We start from the raw sequence: 17,649 nt of genomic DNA on the forward strand, positions 1-17,649 counted from the left end.
GGTGTTCTCCAGTGGTCTGGTTCAGATCCAGGAATGACGGGCAGGCAGAGTGCCGTTCAGATGCCAGATGCCGACTGCGTGGTATTTCCAGCGCACCGGGTCGTGCAGGGTATGAACCCGCGCGTTGCGCCAGTGGCGGTCGAGATTGAACTCGGCCAGCGTCGCGCGGCTGCCTGCCAGTTCGAACAGCTTTTCGCTGGCCAGCAACGAGATTTCGGTGGTCAATACCTTGGCACGCGCCACGGCGATGGAGGCGCGTGCTGCCGAGTGCTCGTCGATGGGCGTCGCGTTGATCTCGTCGAGTTCCTGGCCCGCCTTGCGCAGTAGTGCTTCGGCGGCGTGCAGCTCAAGTTTCAGCTTGCCGATGTCTGCGATCACATACAGGTCGTCGCTGGCACGCTCGACCTTGGCATCGATCCACGGACGGGATTTGTCGCGAACGAACGCAATCGCATCATCGATTGCACCGCGAGCAATGCCCGCGTCTATCGCCGCCTGGATCAACTGCGATACCGCACCCTGAATGTTGGGCGTCAGGGACAGACGCCAGTTATCGACCACCTGCCCGGCGTCGACGGCAACGTTGTCGAGCAGCACGGTGCCGCTGGCGGTGGTGCGTTGGCCAAAGCCAGACCAGTCATCGACAATGCGCAGACCCGGCGTACCGCGTTTGACAAAGGCCATGATCTGCCGACCCTGATCATCGAGTGCCTTGACCGCAACCCAATGTGCGAACAGCGCGCCGGTGGAGTAGAACTTCTGCCCGCTGATGGCCAGATGGTCGCCATGGGTGGTGATCCGTGCCTTGAGTTCCAGTGTGTTTTTGGTGCCGCGCTCGGGACCGGCGTTGCCGATACGCCAACCGTCCAGCACGCTCTGGAACAATGTCTTTTTCTGTTGCTCGGTGGCACTGCCCTGCAGCAGGTGCAGAATGCCAAACTGGTTTTGCGGGATTTGCCCCAGGGCGGGATCGGCGGCAGAAATGATCCTGAACACCTCGGCCACCGTAGCGAACGAGACTTGCGGACCACCGTACGCACGGGGTATGGAAATACTGCCCAGCCCGCTACGAGTGAATTGTTCGATTTCAGCCCACGGCAACGCGCGTTGCCGGTCGCGGTTGGCGGCATTGATCTGCGCTGACGCTGCCAGTTCGTGGGCGGCGGCTATGGCTTCGGCGTCGTTTTGCAACACCTTGGCCGGGAGCAGACGGGGGGCAACGTCAGGTTCTTGTGAAACCTCGACGCTTTGAACCGCTAACGTCGCCGGATCAGACTCGCGTCGCTCACCGTCAATCGTTACGGCCCTGGGTTTATCCACAGGGGTAATTGTGAAAGGGACCATCGGCACCTCGTAGCAGTAGACCGCATCAAGTACGGCTGGAAAACATCACGATGTCCGGTGGTCCGGTGCATATACCCTAAGCGTGTATAAAAGTTTTTAAAACGTGCTTTTTGGAATAAGCATAGACGGTAATTGTCTGTCGCCAATGTCCGTTCAGTGCCTCACCCTGCGCCACATCAGGCGACAGACTGATGTGCACAATGAAGTGCGAAATGAATACAGCTGACGTCTGAACGATTTCGCACTTTCTTGAACGCTCGGCAGCGGTACAAAACAATAATGATTGGTGCGGGGTGATAACGTCTGGTTTTTCGACTATCGCCAGCCCTGTGCTGGCCACGTACAAACATTTCTTACACGTCCCCGGTTATTCCATGGGCAGTGTTCAATCAGTTTAATCACCCAGTGGCTGAACTCTTATTAGCCGGGGTGGTGCCCAGAGGGAGTTGTTGCCCACGCGGTCGATCACGCAGTAAGTCACTTCAAGTTGCTGCTCTTCACCGCCTTCTCTTATAAGCGCAGGCGGTATGACCAGATCGACAGGCTCACCGACATCTTCGGCAGCCAGCGGCGGCAGATCCATGCGCAGATCGCCCCAGCGCACGGTGATCTCGTCGTGAGCAGCCATATTCAGATACGGCTCGATGGTCATCGGCAGGCCGCCTTCCAGATGTCGGCGAGACAGCCCGCGGCGTATGACCGATGGTGCGACATACAGCGGTGCCAGCCCCTGGTTTTCTTCCGTATTGGCGCCGATCAGTCGCCCTCCCGGTACGTTGAGCTTGACCCACAGCTTGCGGCAAGGCGAGGTCACGGGTACGCCACCTATCTTCATGACCCGGTAGTAAGTCCTTGCCTTACCGTTCTGTAGAAAGCTTTCCGGTACACGTAGGATGCTGGGTTTGCCAAGGTCGGATGCCTTCAAGATTTTTGACGCGACGTAACAGCCGTCCCAGAACAGTTCGATCAGGTCACCCTCGTCCATGCCCTCGTAGGGGGGCACATGGACAAGAAGTTGAGAAGCGATTCTCACACCGATGCCGTGTCGGCTGGCCAGCGGTATGGAAGGGGCTGGCAAGCCCATGGGGGTAGCCTTGCAAAGGATTTTGCGCATGTTTGGGTACTCCTGATAATCAGTAATTAAAGTAAAGAATTGTCGTAAGTTGTCATGGTTAAGTAATAAGTGAAGCAATTCAGGCAGCGAGATAAGTACCTTAAATATCCAAGGTGTGGCAAACATTACAAATAGTATGAAATGCGCACTTGAAACTTTGCTGTCTTACTAAATGGCCTAAGTGTGTGAGCTAATGGGCTTTGCGAACGCTTGTCAATATGCGAGTGGCGTTTCCCGGTGTTTTACTTGAAAACCAGATACTTCCTACACGGTATATTTAGAACTGTTGACTCCGCGATAAACAACCGTCCTACCACAAAGTATCAATAGCAACAGGCAGTAACGGGCAGAGGGATGTTCAGGAGGGCGTGTTCGGCAAGGAAGGCCTCCCGCAGGCTGGCCGACTACGAGTCAGCTATCAGAACTGACGTAGGTCGTTTTTATTATTTCGATGATTTTTCGGAAAATTACGCAGGAATCGAGCAAGGATATTGAACGATTGATGCCTTCTGAAATGTAAGAAAAAAGCAGCGCCGTTGAATGGACGCTGCTTTGCAAGGGACGATCTGCAGGTTCAGGCGCGAGTGCGCTCGAGAAACTGTCGGGTGCGCTCCTCCTGGGGATTGGCAAACAGCGACCTGGCTTCACCTTGCTCGACGATTACTCCCTTGTCGATGAAGATCACCCGGTTGGCGACTTCTCGTGCGAAGCTCATCTCGTGGGTAACGATTACCATCGTGCGGTTCTCTTCGGCCAAGGCACGGATCGTTGTCAGCACCTCACCAACCAGCTCGGGGTCCAGTGCCGAGGTCGGCTCGTCGAACAGAATGACTTGAGGTTCCATCGCCAGTGCCCGTGCAATCGCCACGCGCTGTTGCTGCCCGCCGGAGAGGCGACGCGGATAAGCATCTTCCTTGCCGGTCAGGCCTACCTTGGCGAGCAGCTTCCTGCCCAGTGCCTCGGCGGCTTCCCGTGCCACCTTCTTGACCACCACCGGACCTTCAATGACATTTTCCAGTGCGGTACGATGCGGGAACAGATTGAAGTTCTGAAACACGAACCCTACCTGTTGGCGCAACTGGCGGATCAATCCTTGCTGCTGGTTCATGGAGCGGGTGCCATCGATCTCGATGTCGCCCACCTTGATCCGGCCGCTGTCAGGCGTTTCGAGCAGATTCAGGCAGCGCAGCAGAGTGGTCTTGCCCGAACCGCTGGGCCCGATGATGGCGACGACTTCCCCGGCTTCGATACGCAGATCAATGCCCTTGAGCACCTGATTGCCCTTGAATTCCTTGGTGAGTTTTTCAACGACTATCATCGGTCAGGTCTCCAGATCATGCCGGTTGACCCTGGCTTCCAGCTTGTTTTGCAAGTGCGAGAGCGCCGTGGCAAGGATCCAGTAGATCAGTGCGGCGGCCAGGTACATGGTGAAAATTTCGAATGTACGCGCGGTGATCAACTGCGCCTGGCGAAACAGCTCCGGCACTTGGATGGTGGCTGCCAGCGCGGTGTCCTTGACCAGCGAGATAAAGCTGTTGCCCAGCGGCGGCAAGGCCGTACGTGCTGCCTGCGGGAGGATTGCGCGACGCATCGTCTGCCAGCGCGTCATGCCGATGCTTGCGGCAGCTTCCCACTGCCCGCGCTCCACGGAACCGATGGCTGCGCGCAGAATTTCACAGGCATAGGCGGCCATGTTCAGCGAAAAACCGATCAGTGCCGCGCTCAGCGGTTCGAGCTGGATGCCCAGCTCCGGCAGGCCGTAATAAATCACGAACAGCTGGACCAGCAACGGTGTACCGCGAAAGAACGACACATAGATGCGTGCTATCCAGTTCACCGGCTTGAAGCGCGACAGGCGCATCAGTGCCAGGCCGAAGCCTAGCAACAATCCGAAAAACATCCCGCCCAGGCTGAGGAAGACCGTGTAATACGCACCCTTGAGAAGGAAGGGCGCGGAGTCCAGCGCGAGCTGAAGGCTCTCTTCAATCATTGGGTGACGTCAGCGTTGAAGTACTTTTCCGACAATTTCTTCAGCGTACCGTCGGCACGCAGCTTGTCGATGGCCTTGTCGATGGCCGCCAGCAGTTCAGGCTCGCCTTTGCGCAGGGCAATGCCCGATTCCTGGCGGGAGAATGCGTCACCGGCGGGCGCAAGTTCTTTCTTGGTGTTTTGAGTCTTGGCGGCCATTTCCAGGGCGGCCAGACGGTCGACGAGGATCGCGTCGATACGACCTACGCTCAGGTCCTGAATCTTGCTCGGGTCATCGTCATAGGTTTTGACGATTGCGCCCGGAACGTTAGCTTTCAGCCATTGTTCATAGTTGGTACCCAGACCCACGCCAACTTTCTTGCCGGTCAGGTCTTTAGGCTCCTTGATCGCGTCGGCGTTCTTCTTCAGAACCAGCGCCTGGATGCCGGACACGGTGTAGGGTTCGGAGAAGTCGTACTTCTTCTTGCGCTCGTCGGAGATGGTCACCTGATTGATCACCACGTCCAGACGCCTGGAGTCCAGAGCGGCCAGAATGCCATCCCATTTCGATGGCTGGATTTTGGCCTTTACACCCAGTTCCTTGGCCAGCGCTTCGGAAAACTCGACTTCGAAGCCCGTCAGCTTGCCGTTTTCATCGACAAAGCTGAATGGCGGGTAGGTGCCTTCAAGGCCCACATTCAGAGTGCCGCTATCCTTGATTTTCTGCAGTTGCTCGCCAGCCATGGCTTGCCCGGCGATACCGGCACCGAGCATCAAGCCTAGTGCCGAGAAAAGAAACGTGCGACGAATAGCGGAAATGTTCATGCGAGCCCCTTGTTGGTATGGAAGTGTCTGGCCATTTTCTGACCCGACTCAAGCAACTTTGTGCTGATTATTCAGCTTTTTTTCAGGCAGTTACGTCAGGTGTAAGGTTAAGTGTCGTGGTCTGCCGGGCGCGACTATATAGCCATCTGCTTATGAGGAAAAATAACAAAAAAAGTTATTTATGCTCATAAAAGGCATAAAAACCGCGTTGGCTGAAAAATCACTGGTCAAACGCATCCGGATAGGCAAACAGCGCTGGCGCGCCGCCCGTGTGCAGAAAGATCAGCGGGCCGTCGTTGAAGCGTTGACGGCCAATGCCATCCAGCAGACCGGACATGGCCTTGCCGGTGTAGACCGGATCGAGCAACAGTCCTTCGTGGCTGGCTACCAGCTTGATGGCAGACAACGTACCGGCGTTCGGTTCGCCATACCTGGGGGCGAAATACTCGTCCCACAATTCGATTTTGAAGTGTTCGGGCAGCGCCATATCGAGCAGCTCCGCCGTACGCTCGGCAAGCCCCTGTACTTTGGGCAACTGCGCCTCTTCGCTGCGCGACACGGTCACGCCGATCACCGGCAATTGCGGCAACTCGTGAGCCAGCGCCAATGCCAGGCCACTGTGGGTGCCTGCGCTGCCCGAGGCCAGCACCACTGCCGCGAAATCGATGCCGGTCTGTTTGATCTGTCCGGCCAGTTCCAGCCCGGCGCGAACGTAACCCAGCGCACCGATCGGGCTTGAGCCACCAATAGGCACCAGATAAGGCTTCTTGCCGCTGGAGCGCAGGCGCGCAGCCAGCGCCTGCAGTTGTTCATCGGCGTTGTCGAGGTTTTCCACCAGCTCGACCTTGGCATCGAACAGTTCCAGCAGCAGGCGATTGCCGTTTTTCAGGTAACTGGGGTCTTCAGTACCGGTGGGGTTTTCCAGCAGCGCCACACAGCCAAGGCCCAGACGCGCAGCCAGCGCTGCAGTCTGGCGCACATGGTTGGACTGGATGGCACCGGCGGTGATCAGAGTGTCGGCACCCTGCGCCAGCGCGTCCGCGGCCAGGTATTCAAGCTTGCGGACCTTGTTGCCGCCCAGTGCCAGTGTCGTGGTGTCATCCCGCTTGATGTAGATATCGCGATCTGCCCAGACCGACAGGCGCTCAAGCTTTTCCAGAGCCGTCGGCGCGCTGATCAATTCCAGGCGATTGAAGCGGGCAAGCTGATTTTTGATCATGGTGGTCGATAAGCCGTGTAAAGAGTCACCGGACTATAGGCAGACGTTTCCCGCACGGCAACTTATCTGTGCTCACGGCCCGCTTAGTGTATTCCCACAGAAATTGTTGTTTTTTTCGTCTGAATGTTTGCCGTAGAGTGGCCATAGCAGCGACCAGCACTGTCGGTCGCCACCTTCACATCAAGGAGAGTCAAGCGTGAGCGATATTCCAGAAGCATCCGCCGACGGCCGCTCCAGCCACTGGCAGTTGCAGCGGATCGTCAGCCAGTTGCGCGGTGCGCGTGAAGACTGGCGGGCGCGCAACCGGCGAGTGAGCGGTGAGCACGGTGGACGTGAGCTGCCTTCACGTGCAGCGATGGGTGATATTCTCGAAGCCCTGAGCGGTGCGCTGTTCCCGATGCGGCTTGGTCCGGTGGACCTTCGCGAAGAAAGCGAAGATTTTTATGTCGGCCACACCCTGGATGTCGCGCTCAACGCGTTGCTGGCCCAGGCCCGGCTGGAACTGCGCTACGTGGCCCATCAGCAGGGCGAAGACCTCAAGGGCATCGACGCGCGCGCGCTTGCGCTGATTCAGGATTTTGCCACGGCGCTGCCAGGCATTCGTCTGTTGCTGGACACTGACGTCCTGGCCGCCTATCACGGTGACCCGGCAGCACGCAGCGTTGATGAGGTGCTGCTGTGCTACCCCGGCATTCTGGCGGTGATTCATCACCGTCTGGCTCACCATCTGTATCGCGCCGGGTTGCCGTTACTGGCTCGCATCAGCTCGGAAATCGCTCATTCTGCGACCGGCATCGACATTCATCCGGGGGCGCAGATCGGTCCGAGCTTCTTTATCGATCACGGCACTGGCGTGGTAATCGGCGAAACCGCGATTATCGGTGAGCGGGTGCGGATCTATCAGGCCGTGACCCTGGGGGCCAAACGCTTCCCGGCAGATGAGGACGGCCAGTTGCAGAAAGGCCACGCGCGGCATCCTGTCGTCGAGGACGACGTGGTGATCTACGCGGGTGCGACCATTCTGGGCCGCATCACTATCGGCAAGGGTTCGACCATTGGCGGCAATGTCTGGTTGACCCGCAGCGTACCAGCGGGCTGTAACCTGACCCAGGCCAATCTGCTGCAACAGGACGATTGCAGCCGCACGTAGGCGGCTTTCGTCTCAAATCACTTTCACCGCCCGGCCGATGAACTGAATCGGCCCGGTGGGTTTGCCGATTGGCGAACCGGTGGATTTCTCCAGCGTCAGTTCGAACAACTGGTTGGGCTGTAGCGGCGGCAGTTTATCGAGCGGAACATGCAGGCTTTGCCCCGGCTTGACCAGCCCCAGCGAAACCGGACCTTGCCAGTCGTCACCCTTGGTCCAGAATTCCAGCGCCTTGTCGGCCGGAACCTCGAACACGCCTAGCGGAATAAGCTGGATTTCTTGCGAATTGCTGGCTTGCACGACCCACCCGGGCGCCTTGTCCTGTGGCCCGACGAGGACCACAAGATAGGATGGCTGCGCCGGGGCGCGGTTCAGCAATGCCATGCCCAAGACCAACGATGCAGCCAGCCCGGCTCCCGCCAGCCCTCGCCATATCGACAGATTGTCCCACCAGCGCAGCCGCTGTGTTTTCGCTGCCTTGGCGGGCGCGGCCCGCTCCGGCAGGCTGCGTTCGATGCGGTCCCACAGGCCGGGTGAGGGCGTGACCGGTTCGGCCAGTTCGGTCAGGGGCAGCAGGCGTTGCTCCCAGGCGTCGATGGCTGCCTGCAAGTCAGGTTCGCGGGGCAGGCGGCGCTGTACGTCGAGCCTGTCCTGCGCCGACAGGGTGCCGAGCACATACTCGCCTGCCAGCTCATGAAGATTGTCATTTGAAGGTCGGGTCATCCCATGCACTCCCGCAAAGCCGTCAGGCTGCGCTTGATCCAGGCTTTGACCGTACCCAATGGCGCGCCGACTTTCTGCGCGATTTCCTGATGCGAATAACCGTCTACGTAAGCGTGAAAAACACAGTTGCGGCGCACCGGCTCAAGTTGCCCCAGGCATGCGGTGATACGCCCTGGATTGACTCGCCAATCGAAGGCGTCGCCGATTTCCTGCCAGCCTTCCAGGGTCGCCTGTTCATGATGATCTTCGCTGCCGTCATCCTCGGTGCGCACTTCGCGAGCCTTGTTACGCAACGTATTGAGCGCCAGGTGACGGGTCACGCTGAACACCCAGCCGCGTGCCGAACCACGCGAGGCATCGAAGCTGGCGGCATGGGTCCAGATTTTCAGGAACGCGTCATGCACGATGTCTTCAGCCAGCGCCCGGTCACGCACCAACCGCTGCGCGACGCCAAGCAGCCGGGCGCTTTCCTGTTGATAAAGGCGCTGCAAGGCCTGCGTCTCACCGCGAGCGCAGGCCTGCAACGTAGCTTCGTAATCAAAAAGGGATTCGTGCGAGGACAAGATGATCCGCCATCAAAGGAAGACTGCTGCCTCGTTGACATCACGAGGCTCCCGCGCAGCAGCATAGCTCACTGATTGCGCGGTCACCCGGTTAATGACGGTGATCAGCTTGCTGTCCAGAACAGGTAATCCGCTTGGTACTTGACCACTTCCTTCGCGCCCTTGTTGCTTTCCCCGCACGCTTTGGCCGGGGCTACGCCGCCTTTCAAAGCCACGCGCTGGATGTAAGTGACGCCCGTCATTGCGCCCTTGCCTTCAGCCGGGTTGGCTTTGACCAGTTGGTACGGCAGGTTGCCAGCACTCGACGGCGCCACGGCAACCTGAGTGCCGGTCAGTTTGGAGCCGTCTTTGGCTTCCCAGGTAGCCGGTGGACCATAGTAGGTGCCAACCTGTTTGCCGCTTTTGTCATTGAGTACAGCCTTGGGACCGACGAACGCCCATTCCAGCTCATTGGGCATATTGGCCTTGGCGCGGCACTCGTAGGTGATCTCGCCAACCCCGGTGGTCTGCAAACTGATTTTGTTGCCGGCCGGTACCCGGACGCTTTCGGGCAGGTCAGTCTGAGCCGTGGCAATGGATGACAGGCAGGTGAAAGCCAGGGTGCTGCCAGCAAGGCAGAGCAAGCGTTTTGCGTTCATGCAGAAATCTCCAGAGGGTTTAACCGCGCTCAGCAACTCGAAGTGGCTGCTGAATGTACTACCCGCGAGAAGTCCGTCTGGATGCAGTGATTCGAAAATATTTTTTCAGTGCCGGCTGAAACGGCTGCGCAGCAGCAAAACACCGACGATTGCCGCAAGGCCCGAGCCGATCAGCACGCCGACTTTCACCTCGTCGATCAGGTGCTGCGAACCAGGAAACGCCAGGTTGCCGATGAACAGGCTCATGGTGAAGCCGATGCCACACAGTATCGCGACGCCGTACAGTTGCACCCGGTTGCTGCCCTCCGGCAATACGGCCAGACCGGCACGGATAGCCAGCACTGCGGCGAGAAACACGCCGATCTGCTTGCCCACGAACAGCCCCAATGCGACACCCAGCGGCACCGGATCAATCAGGTTTGCCAGGGTGATGCCGGAAAGCGATACACCTGCGTTGGCGAAGCCGAAGATCGGTACCACCGCGAAGGCTACCCAGTAATGCATCTTTTCTTCGAGCAACAGCAGTGGCGAACGGGCTTCTTCCTCGGGTTTGCCCATCGGGATACACAATGCCAGCGCGACACCGGCCAGCGTGGCGTGCACGCCCGATTGCAGGACGAAGTACCACAGCAGCGCGCCGAGCAGCAGATAAGGCGGCAGGCGGCGCACGTTCAATCGGTTCATTATGATCAACACCGCCAGCGTGAGGAACGCTGCGCCCAGCATCGGCAGGTTCAGGCCGGAGCTGTAGAAGAAGGCGATGATGGTCACAGCACCCAGATCGTCGAGGATTGCCAGCGCGGCCAGAAAGACCTTCAGCGAGGTCGGTACCCGATCGCCCAGCAGCGAAAGTACCCCGAGGGCGAAGGCGATGTCAGTGGCCGCCGGAATTGCCCAGCCGCTCAGGGTCTGCGGGTTGCTCCAATTGATTGCGATGTAGATCAGTGCGGGTATCAACATGCCGCCCGCGGCTGCAAAACCGGGCAGGGCGCGCTGTTCCCAGGTCGCGAGTCCGCCGGCCAGAACTTCGCGTTTTATCTCCAGCCCGACCATCAGGAAGAAGATCGCCATCAGCCCGTCGTTGATCCACAGCTCGACCGAAAGACCCAGCCAGACGCTGTGCAGGACCGAAAAGTAACCGGCTGAAAGGGGCGAGTTGGCAACGATCAACGCCGCCAGTGCAGCTGCCATCAGCACGATGCCGCCCGCCGATTCAGAGGCAAGGAAGCGGGTGAGGATGGCAACGCCTCTGGGCGTTTCCCGGTTGGAAAACTGAGTCATGGTCATCCTTGAGCAAAAAGCTGTTTTTGTTTGAAAGCGTCAGAGGTGCGTCACAGGCCCGTAGCAGTAAGCTCGATCAGGCAGCAACGACTGGCACGAGGTGATTGCAATTCAACCTCCAGCAAACCGCCGGTGTTATCTACCCGAGCGCAGTCATGTTTGCCAAGGATTTCCCACGGCTGGCCGTCTACGCTGATCGCTACCTGCTCGGCCATGCTGAACAGCACGAACGTGCCAGCTGAACTGAACAGCCGCTGTGGATGACGTACGTCTATCCAGTGCAGGCGTGCCGTGTAACGGTGTGGAGCATAGATCAGATTGAAGTCACGAATCGGCCCGTCCAGCAGCGCGCAACTGACAGTGCTGTCACCGCTGAATGCAAACGGGTCCGATGGCAGCAACGGGCGACTGCCGACACCTTCTACGTCCAGCGTCATGCCCGCGCCTTGCAAGACGGTAATGATGCGTTGATAACCGGCAAACAACGAGAAGCCTCCCGAGGCTTCGATGTCGGCAATCGACAGGCGCCAGCCGAAACCGTCCAGGTCCTGGCCAGCATCGCGAGCGATTTCTTCAGTGCTGCCGCCGCCGTTTTTCCACGGCATGCGCGGGTAGTCGACGGCACGCAGGATATGGGTCTGGCTCATTTGGTAAAGCGTCCTTCCAGGCGATGGCGGGAGCCGGGGTGGATCAGGCGCGCAGCGGTGACGGGCTGGCGGCCGGACCAGGTACGGCGACGGATCAGCAGGCAGGGCTCTCCGGCATCGATCTGCAACAGCTTGCATTCATCGATCTCGGCCAGGATCGCCTCGACCACGTGCTCGCCTTCGGTGAGCGGCGCAACCTGCGACAGGTAGGCATAAGGCGTCTGCAGGGTGAAGTCTTGCCGGAGGTAATCCGGAGCGACCTGGGCGTTGACGAAGCGGTCTTCGATCTGCACCGGAATGTCGTTCTCGTAATGCACGATCAACGAATGGAAGACCCGCTGACCTTCGCGCATGTCCAGCGCCAGCGCACGTTCGGAGCCCGCAGCCTCTTCCGTGAGGACCATGACCTTGCAGGTATGGCGATGACCGCGGGCGGCAATCTCGTCAGCAATGTTATGGACCTCGAACAGCGCCGACTGGCTCTTGGGTTCGGCAACAAAGGTGCCGACGCCCTGCATGCGCACCAGCAGCCCCTCGGCAGTCAGTTCACGCAGCGCCCGGTTGATCGTCATGCGACTGAAGCCCAGTTGCGTCACCAGTTCGCTTTCCGACGGCACGCGATGATGTGGTGGCCAGGTGCCGTTCTGGATCTGCAGGGCGATCATGTGTTTGACGCGGGCGTACAAGGGTGCGGGACTTTCGCCCATCTGGGCTGCCAGGGAAGAAGTGGCGGGCGGAGTCGACACGTGTGAGTCCTTGTTCGGGATGAGGTTTTTGCGATCGTTCAGACGCTGCAAAGCGAACACGCTAACCATTAACCTGCTGCTCGGCAAGCGTGCAGACGGTTTACCGGTCGCCTAAACGTCTGTATATGTATATACAAATTACAGTGATGAGGTATGAAGTCAATGTCAGCCTTCTTTGCCGAGCGCGCGTTACTCTCCGACGGCTGGGCCAGCAACGTGCGTCTGGAGGTCAGCCAGGCAGGTACTTTGACGCGCGTCGAGGCCAATGCGGATCAGCAGGGCGCTGAAAAAGTCAGCGGGCCTTTGTTGCCTGGCATGCCGAATCTGCATTCCCACGCGTTTCAGCGGGCGATGGCCGGGCTGGCGGAAGTGGCGGGCAATCCTGACGACAGTTTCTGGACCTGGCGCGACCTCATGTATCGCCTGGTCGGGCGCATCAGCCCGCAGCAGTTGGGTGTCATCGCTCGCCAGTTGTATATCGAGATGCTCAAGGGCGGCTATACCTCGGTTGCCGAATTTCATTACGTGCATCAGGACATCACCGGCAAGCCCTACGCTGACCCTGCCGAGCTTGCACTGCAGATCAGCCAGGCTGCGAGTTCGGTCGGCATCGGCCTGACGCTGCTGCCGGTGCTGTACAGCCACTCGGGATTTGGCGGGCAGGCACCCAATGAAGGGCAGCGCCGGTTTATCCACAGCTCTGACAGCTATCTGGATTTACACGCCCGACTGCGTCCGGTTCTGGCAGCACAGCCCGCCCAGCAACTCGGTCTGTGTTTCCACTCGTTGCGTGCGGTCACGCCGCAGCAGATCAGTGAGGTGCTTTCGGCCAGCGACCGGCAATGTCCCGTGCATATTCATATCGCAGAACAGCAGAAGGAGGTTGATGACTGCCTGAGCTGGAGCGGTCGGCGACCGCTGCAATGGCTATATGAAAACGCCCCTGTGGATAACCGCTGGTGTCTGGTCCATGCGACTCATGCAGAGGCGGACGAAGTGGCGCTGATGGCGCAAAGCGGCGCGGTGGCGGGATTATGCCTGACCACTGAGGCGAACCTTGGCGACGGCATCTTTCCGGCAGTGGACTACATTGCGCAGGGCGGTCGCTGGGGGATTGGTTCGGACAGCCACGTCTCGCTCAGCGTGGTCGAAGAGCTGCGCTGGCTGGAATATGGTCAGCGTTTGCGTGATCAGCGCCGCAACCGGCTGTATCGCATCGATCAGCCTATGGTTGGCCGCACGCTGTACGACGCCGCGCTCGTGGGTGGCGCGCAGGCGCTGGGGCAGCAGACCGGCACGCTGCAAGTGGGGCAACGCGCCGACTGGCTGGTACTGGATGGCAACGACCCCTACATAGCGACAGCCTCGGGCGACGCCATCCTCAACCGCTGGCTGTTCGCCGGCAGCGACCGACAGATTCGCGACGTGGCGGTGAATGGACGCTGGGTCATACGCGAAGGCCGACATGCCGCAGAAGAGCAAAGCAGCCGAGCGTTTGCACAGGTGCTGAGGGAATTGCTGGGTTGATGCAACAGAGGGCACAGAGCGTTCAAAACAGCATGCCGACCTGGAGCGGGTGCAGGTAGGCGCGGACCGGGCGACGCTTCGCTTGTCCGCGATCTGTAGGGAACCGACAGTAAAAGCGGCCGCCCTGGTAGATCAGACACAGCCTAGGTGGCTCGTTTTAGGGTTGCTTCGCAACCCTTCGCGGACAAGCGAAGCGTCGCCCGGTCCGCTCCCACAAAAAGTCCCGTTTTTCGTGGGCTTCAGAGTGTGTGTATGACGCTGAGCCAGAGTTTGGACGCAAGATCCAATACGTAAGCCTGGTTTACTTCTCGCCCTTGCCGATCTTCGAATCATCCTCGCGCCAGATCAGGCGGGAAGTATCATAGCCTTGCTGACGAGCCTTGCTCAGCATGTTTTCCCTGACCGATGCAGACACCGTCGGCGTGCGCGACAGCAGCCACAGGTATTTGCGGTCCGGATTGCCGACCACGGCGGTCCGGTAGCCTTCGCTGACGTCCAGAATCCAGTAGTCACCCTTGGCTACGCCGGGCAGCAGACGTGAGAACCAGTTATCGAACACCACCCACAGCTTGTCGGTCTTGCCCGGCACTTGCGGCGAGGCAGTGCCTGTTGCTTCTTCCCACTTGCCTTCAATAGTGCGGCAGCGGTTGGTCACAGCGACGTTGCCATCATCCTTTAGCGTGTACAGCGCCTCGGACTGGGCGCACTTGCGCTGGAAGAACATCGGCAGGCGGGCGATTTCGTACCAGGTGCCTTGGTACTGCTTGAGGTCGACGCTGTCGACAGTTCTTGGCTCGAGGTTGTCAGCCGAGTGGGCAAAACCGATGGCCAGAAAGCTGGCCATGACAAAAATTCCAAAACGTACCAGTACCTTGATCATGTTTTATTTCAGACCCTGACCCGAAAACAACACAACCTTGTCTGCCGCGTACTGCACGCTGATAAAGGTGTTCTGATCGCCCCAGGTGCAGCTGGACATGCCCAGTGCGCCGGAACATTCCGTCGGGCTGCCCAGCAAGGACTCGACTTGAGCCTTGGGCATGCCAGCGGAGAGTTTGGAGTAGTTTTCCTGGGTGATCTTGCTGCAGGCAGCCAGAAACACGCAGAACGAGAGTAACGCGACAGTGCGCAAGGACATGGATGTTGCTCCTGAACGGAAGGGGGTCGCGTCGCAGTGCAGACTGATGCTGTCTGGCGCAGTACCGCAAGCTTAGAAGAGAAAAAGGGAATCTGGTTCCCGGACGGCGCAAGGATTTGTGCCGTAGATCAGATGGTTGGCTCGCAGGTCTGTGCGGAGGGGATCATCGAATGCTCGTTGGCCTGAGCATTTGCTGGCCCCTGTTGATTCAGCCAGGCTGAATCAACAGGGCGTATCAGAAAACCGTCTTACTCTTTGTGATACGCGGTAGCGCGCTCGACTTCTTCTTTCGAGCCCAGGTACACCGCTACGCGCTGGTGCAGACCTTCAGGCTGAATGTCGAGAATGCGCTGATGACCGTCGGTGGACGCGCCGCCAGCCTGTTCGACCAGGAAAGACATCGGGTTGGCTTCGTACATCAGGCGCAGTTTGCCCGGCTTGGAAGGCTCGCGGCTGTCACGCGGGTACATGAAAAGACCGCCACGGGTCAGGATGCGGTGCACGTCGGCTACCATCGCAGCGACCCAGCGCATGTTGTAGTTCTTTTTCAGCGGGCCGTCTTCACCGGCCAGCAGCTCGTTTACATAGCGCTGTACCGGGGCTTCCCAGTGACGCTGGTTGGACATATTGATCGCGAATTCCTGAGTGGACTCCGGAATTTTGATGTCTTCGTGAGTGAGCACGAAACTGCCCATTTCACGGTCCAGTGTGAAGCCTTTCACACCGTCGCCCAAGGTCAGCACCAGCATGGTTTGCGGACCGTAGATGGCATAACCGGCGGCTACCTGCTCGGTGCCTGGCTGCAGGAAGGCCTTTTCGTTCAGTGCTTCGTTCTGGCTGAGGTATTCGTTCGGGCAACGCAGTACCGAGAAGATAGTGCCGACCGGGGCGTTGATATCGATGTTCGACGAGCCGTCCAGCGGGTCGAAAACCAGCAGGTACGCGCCTTTCGGGTATTTGCCCGGGATCTGGTAGGCGTTGTCCATTTCTTCGGACGCCATGCCGGCCAAGTGACCGCCCCATTCGTTGGCTTCGAGCAGAATCTCGTTGGAGATCACATCGAGTTTTTTCTGCACTTCGCCCTGCACGTTTTCGGTGCCCATGCTGCCCAGTACGCCGCCTAGCGCGCCCTTGGAAACGGCGTGGCTGATTTCCTTGCATGCGCGCGCCACAACTTCGATCAGGAAGCGCAGATCGGCAGGAGTGTTGTTGCTGCGAGTCTGCTCAATCAAGTAACGACTTAGTGTAACGCGGGACATGGATAGCTCCGAAAATAGGGGGTATGAAAACCCGCGCAGTTTAACGCGAGTGGCGACGTAATACTGCTATCAGACTGGCTTAAGACTGTTTCAGTTCAGATGTCGGGCGAACCGCACATGGCAGGCCGCCCGTTTTACCGTTTTGCAGCGCGCAGCGTGCTGAACGCCATCCAGCCGAGAAACACCACGCCAAGCAGCAGCACGGCCCAAAGGCCCAGGCGTTTAAAGTCTGTAGGTTGTGGCACGGCAATCGGCACCGCAGCCATGTTGGCCACGGTGGCGGTGGCTGGGCTCGCTGTGCCGAGAGTCGCGAGCTTTTCCGCACTCAGGTCAGGAATCAGCGTGGCCAGCGACAGGTTGGCAGCCTTGACGCCTGGGTTGCCGATCGCCAGCGTGAACGGGCCCTCACCACGCGCCAGAAACACCACTTCCGTAGCAGGCACGGCCACGCTCAACTGCGGCGCTTCGCTGCCCAGCCCGCCGCCGCGATCATCCACCACCAGCTTGAGCTGCTGAACGATGCGTCCGGACAATTGCAGTTGGTCCTGCAAGACGTCGCTGTTGTTCTGCGACAACCTGTACAGCAGGCCGCTGCTGATCGGCTGCCAAGGCTGTTTGGCATCGAGTCGACCGTAAAGCGTGGCGGGTGCCAGGCTGTTGGGCTGGGTGATGTCGACCTTGACGCGCGCTACCGGCAAGCCGGTCGGCAGTTGCCAGACATATTCGTTGGGGCTTTCGACACTGCCCTTCACCGGCGGTGACCAGGTCAGCGCCGGGGTCGGACTGTCCGTGCTGGCGCTGAACAGGTGGGCGGAGATCAGCAGCGGCGCGCTGTGCGGGGCGCGCCATAACAGGCGCAGGTAGCGGGCACTCTGGCCGGGCAGGCCGACTTCACGCTGCTCGACCACCTCGTCGGCAAACGACAATCGTGCGACTTGCCCCTCGCCCCAGTTGCGCCAGTGCTGCAGGTCATCACTGGCTTCGATGCTGAAGTTCTGAAAACCTTCACGCTCGGTGCTCCAGTCGATGACCAGTTGCTCCAGCGGTGCCTTGATTGCGCTGGTATCCAGCAGCCAGCCGCGCAGCACCTCTTCGCCGGCTTCGATGTCGCTTTGCGGCTGGACTTCGATCACGCTGCCGTTGCTCGAACGCTCGATACGGATGACGGGCGCGCTATCGCCTGCTTCCTGCGTGCTGTACAGGGCGAACCATTTGACCGGGATCGGCGCAGGCTCCTGCTCGCGCGCGGGTTGTCGCGGGGTAATCGAATAGGCTTGCGGCTGACCCTCGGCGTTGAATACGCGGACATCACCCAGATCGGTCTGACGGGCATTCAACTGGACGGCAAGCGGCAACTCGATGCGATACCACGGCCCGTCACCGCTGAGGCTCAACGGGGTCTGGCTGGCAAAGTCCGCCGGTTTGTCCTGTGCGACGGCGGTTATCGCCGTGCACAAGGCCAGGCCAAGCACGGCGATCTTCATGGCAGGATGACTCAAGAACGTTTTCC

Annotated in this window: 18 protein-coding genes; 2 read left to right on the plus strand and 16 right to left on the minus strand. The window is 59.3% G+C overall.

Annotated features, from left to right (window positions below; all coding sequences use genetic code 11):
* Window positions 1–21: 21 nt before the first annotated feature.
* The 6 genes from MME58_RS01380 to MME58_RS01405 all read right to left on the minus strand — a co-directional run bounded on the left by MME58_RS01380 (window position 22) and on the right by MME58_RS01405 (window position 6,470).
* Window positions 22–1,194, minus strand: a complete 1,173-nt coding sequence (locus tag MME58_RS01380) for an SfnB family sulfur acquisition oxidoreductase (protein WP_241409131.1) — start codon at window positions 1,192–1,194, stop codon at window positions 22–24.
* 544 nt (window positions 1,195–1,738) lie between these two features.
* Window positions 1,739–2,458, minus strand: coding sequence for a hypothetical protein (locus MME58_RS01385; RefSeq protein ID WP_054988157.1), 720 nt, complete (start codon window positions 2,456–2,458; stop codon window positions 1,739–1,741).
* Window positions 2,459–3,032: 574 nt separating this feature from the next.
* Complete coding sequence (gene tcyN, locus MME58_RS01390) at window positions 3,033–3,776, minus strand: L-cystine ABC transporter ATP-binding protein TcyN (protein WP_054988156.1); 744 nt, start codon at window positions 3,774–3,776, stop codon at window positions 3,033–3,035.
* Between the two features lie 3 nt (window positions 3,777–3,779).
* A complete protein-coding gene (tcyL, locus tag MME58_RS01395; protein WP_082427053.1) occupies window positions 3,780–4,448 on the minus strand; it encodes a cystine ABC transporter permease in 669 nt (222 codons plus the stop codon).
* Complete coding sequence (gene tcyJ, locus MME58_RS01400) at window positions 4,445–5,251, minus strand: cystine ABC transporter substrate-binding protein (RefSeq protein ID WP_054988155.1); 807 nt, start codon at window positions 5,249–5,251, stop codon at window positions 4,445–4,447. The genes tcyL and tcyJ overlap by 4 nt, the downstream gene beginning before the upstream one ends.
* Before the next feature lie 220 nt (window positions 5,252–5,471).
* On the minus strand, window positions 5,472–6,470 hold the full coding sequence (locus MME58_RS01405) for a D-cysteine desulfhydrase (protein ID WP_054988154.1): 999 nt from the start codon (window positions 6,468–6,470) through the stop codon (window positions 5,472–5,474).
* Between the two features lie 196 nt (window positions 6,471–6,666).
* Between MME58_RS01405 and epsC the strand changes: the two genes are divergently transcribed.
* Complete coding sequence (epsC, locus tag MME58_RS01410) at window positions 6,667–7,620, plus strand: serine O-acetyltransferase EpsC (protein ID WP_054988153.1); 954 nt, start codon at window positions 6,667–6,669, stop codon at window positions 7,618–7,620.
* A 12-nt stretch (window positions 7,621–7,632) separates the two neighbouring features.
* Here the strand turns inward: epsC and MME58_RS01415 are convergent, their stop codons facing one another.
* From MME58_RS01415 to hutC, 6 genes are all read right to left on the minus strand, one after another.
* Window positions 7,633–8,340, minus strand: coding sequence for an anti-sigma factor (locus MME58_RS01415; RefSeq protein WP_055004906.1), 708 nt, complete (start codon window positions 8,338–8,340; stop codon window positions 7,633–7,635).
* Entirely contained in the window at window positions 8,337–8,903 is a 567-nt protein-coding gene (locus MME58_RS01420; RefSeq protein ID WP_054988151.1) for a sigma-70 family RNA polymerase sigma factor, read from the minus strand. The genes MME58_RS01415 and MME58_RS01420 overlap by 4 nt, the downstream gene beginning before the upstream one ends.
* 104 nt (window positions 8,904–9,007) lie before the next feature.
* Entirely contained in the window at window positions 9,008–9,541 is a 534-nt protein-coding gene (locus MME58_RS01425) for a DUF3455 domain-containing protein (RefSeq protein WP_055004905.1), read from the minus strand.
* 105 nt (window positions 9,542–9,646) lie between these two features.
* Window positions 9,647–10,822, minus strand: coding sequence for a Na+/H+ antiporter NhaA (gene nhaA / locus MME58_RS01430; RefSeq protein WP_054988149.1), 1,176 nt, complete (start codon window positions 10,820–10,822; stop codon window positions 9,647–9,649).
* A 50-nt stretch (window positions 10,823–10,872) separates the two neighbouring features.
* Window positions 10,873–11,469 (minus strand): HutD/Ves family protein, encoded by a 597-nt coding sequence (locus MME58_RS01435; RefSeq protein ID WP_054988148.1) that lies wholly within the window; start codon window positions 11,467–11,469, stop codon window positions 10,873–10,875.
* Window positions 11,466–12,176: a histidine utilization repressor gene (gene hutC / locus MME58_RS01440; protein ID WP_162491436.1), complete on the minus strand. Its 711-nt coding sequence runs from the start codon at window positions 12,174–12,176 to the stop codon at window positions 11,466–11,468. Before hutC ends, MME58_RS01435 begins: the two co-directional genes overlap by 4 nt.
* 201 nt (window positions 12,177–12,377) lie before the next feature.
* Between hutC and MME58_RS01445 the strand changes: the two genes are divergently transcribed.
* On the plus strand, window positions 12,378–13,742 hold the full coding sequence (locus tag MME58_RS01445) for a formimidoylglutamate deiminase (protein ID WP_054988147.1): 1,365 nt from the start codon (window positions 12,378–12,380) through the stop codon (window positions 13,740–13,742).
* A gap of 301 nt (window positions 13,743–14,043) precedes the next feature.
* Here the strand turns inward: MME58_RS01445 and MME58_RS01450 are convergent, their stop codons facing one another.
* The 4 genes from MME58_RS01450 to MME58_RS01465 all read right to left on the minus strand — a co-directional run bounded on the left by MME58_RS01450 (window position 14,044) and on the right by MME58_RS01465 (window position 17,623).
* Window positions 14,044–14,622: a lipocalin family protein gene (locus MME58_RS01450; protein ID WP_054988146.1), complete on the minus strand. Its 579-nt coding sequence runs from the start codon at window positions 14,620–14,622 to the stop codon at window positions 14,044–14,046.
* Between the two features lie 3 nt (window positions 14,623–14,625).
* Window positions 14,626–14,880, minus strand: coding sequence for an outer membrane protein assembly factor BamE domain-containing protein (bamE, locus tag MME58_RS01455; protein ID WP_054988145.1), 255 nt, complete (start codon window positions 14,878–14,880; stop codon window positions 14,626–14,628).
* A 248-nt stretch (window positions 14,881–15,128) separates the two neighbouring features.
* Window positions 15,129–16,139 carry a class 1 fructose-bisphosphatase gene (locus tag MME58_RS01460; RefSeq protein WP_054988144.1) on the minus strand — a complete coding sequence of 337 codons (1,011 nt, stop codon included), beginning with the start codon at window positions 16,137–16,139 and terminating at the stop codon, window positions 15,129–15,131.
* 134 nt (window positions 16,140–16,273) lie between these two features.
* The gene (locus MME58_RS01465) at window positions 16,274–17,623 is read right to left on the minus strand and encodes a DUF3999 domain-containing protein (RefSeq protein ID WP_054988143.1); all 1,350 of its coding nucleotides are present in this window, start codon (window positions 17,621–17,623) and stop codon (window positions 16,274–16,276) included.
* Window positions 17,624–17,649: the final 26 nt, after the last annotated feature.

Source organism: Pseudomonas syringae pv. tagetis (genome assembly GCF_022557255.1).
In the GTDB taxonomy this organism is placed as follows: Bacteria; Pseudomonadota; Gammaproteobacteria; order Pseudomonadales; family Pseudomonadaceae; genus Aquipseudomonas; species Aquipseudomonas caricapapayae.

Coding starts and splice junctions, on each gene's coding strand:
- MME58_RS01460 (WP_054988144.1), bottom strand. CDS start 16,139: ATGTCCCGCGTTACACTAAGTCGTTACTTGATTGAGCAGACTCGCAGC.
- MME58_RS01415 (WP_055004906.1), bottom strand. CDS start 8,340: ATGACCCGACCTTCAAATGACAATCTTCATGAGCTGGCAGGCGAGTAT.
- nhaA (WP_054988149.1), bottom strand. CDS start 10,822: ATGACTCAGTTTTCCAACCGGGAAACGCCCAGAGGCGTTGCCATCCTC.
- tcyN (WP_054988156.1), bottom strand. CDS start 3,776: ATGATAGTCGTTGAAAAACTCACCAAGGAATTCAAGGGCAATCAGGTG.
- hutC (WP_162491436.1), bottom strand. CDS start 12,176: ATGGGCGAAAGTCCCGCACCCTTGTACGCCCGCGTCAAACACATGATC.
- MME58_RS01405 (WP_054988154.1), bottom strand. CDS start 6,470: ATGATCAAAAATCAGCTTGCCCGCTTCAATCGCCTGGAATTGATCAGC.
- tcyJ (WP_054988155.1), bottom strand. CDS start 5,251: ATGAACATTTCCGCTATTCGTCGCACGTTTCTTTTCTCGGCACTAGGC.
- MME58_RS01425 (WP_055004905.1), bottom strand. CDS start 9,541: ATGAACGCAAAACGCTTGCTCTGCCTTGCTGGCAGCACCCTGGCTTTC.
- MME58_RS01435 (WP_054988148.1), bottom strand. CDS start 11,469: ATGAGCCAGACCCATATCCTGCGTGCCGTCGACTACCCGCGCATGCCG.
- MME58_RS01385 (WP_054988157.1), bottom strand. CDS start 2,458: ATGCGCAAAATCCTTTGCAAGGCTACCCCCATGGGCTTGCCAGCCCCT.
- MME58_RS01450 (WP_054988146.1), bottom strand. CDS start 14,622: ATGATCAAGGTACTGGTACGTTTTGGAATTTTTGTCATGGCCAGCTTT.
- bamE (WP_054988145.1), bottom strand. CDS start 14,880: ATGTCCTTGCGCACTGTCGCGTTACTCTCGTTCTGCGTGTTTCTGGCT.
- MME58_RS01445 (WP_054988147.1), top strand. CDS start 12,378: ATGTCAGCCTTCTTTGCCGAGCGCGCGTTACTCTCCGACGGCTGGGCC.
- MME58_RS01465 (WP_054988143.1), bottom strand. CDS start 17,623: ATGAAGATCGCCGTGCTTGGCCTGGCCTTGTGCACGGCGATAACCGCC.
- tcyL (WP_082427053.1), bottom strand. CDS start 4,448: ATGATTGAAGAGAGCCTTCAGCTCGCGCTGGACTCCGCGCCCTTCCTT.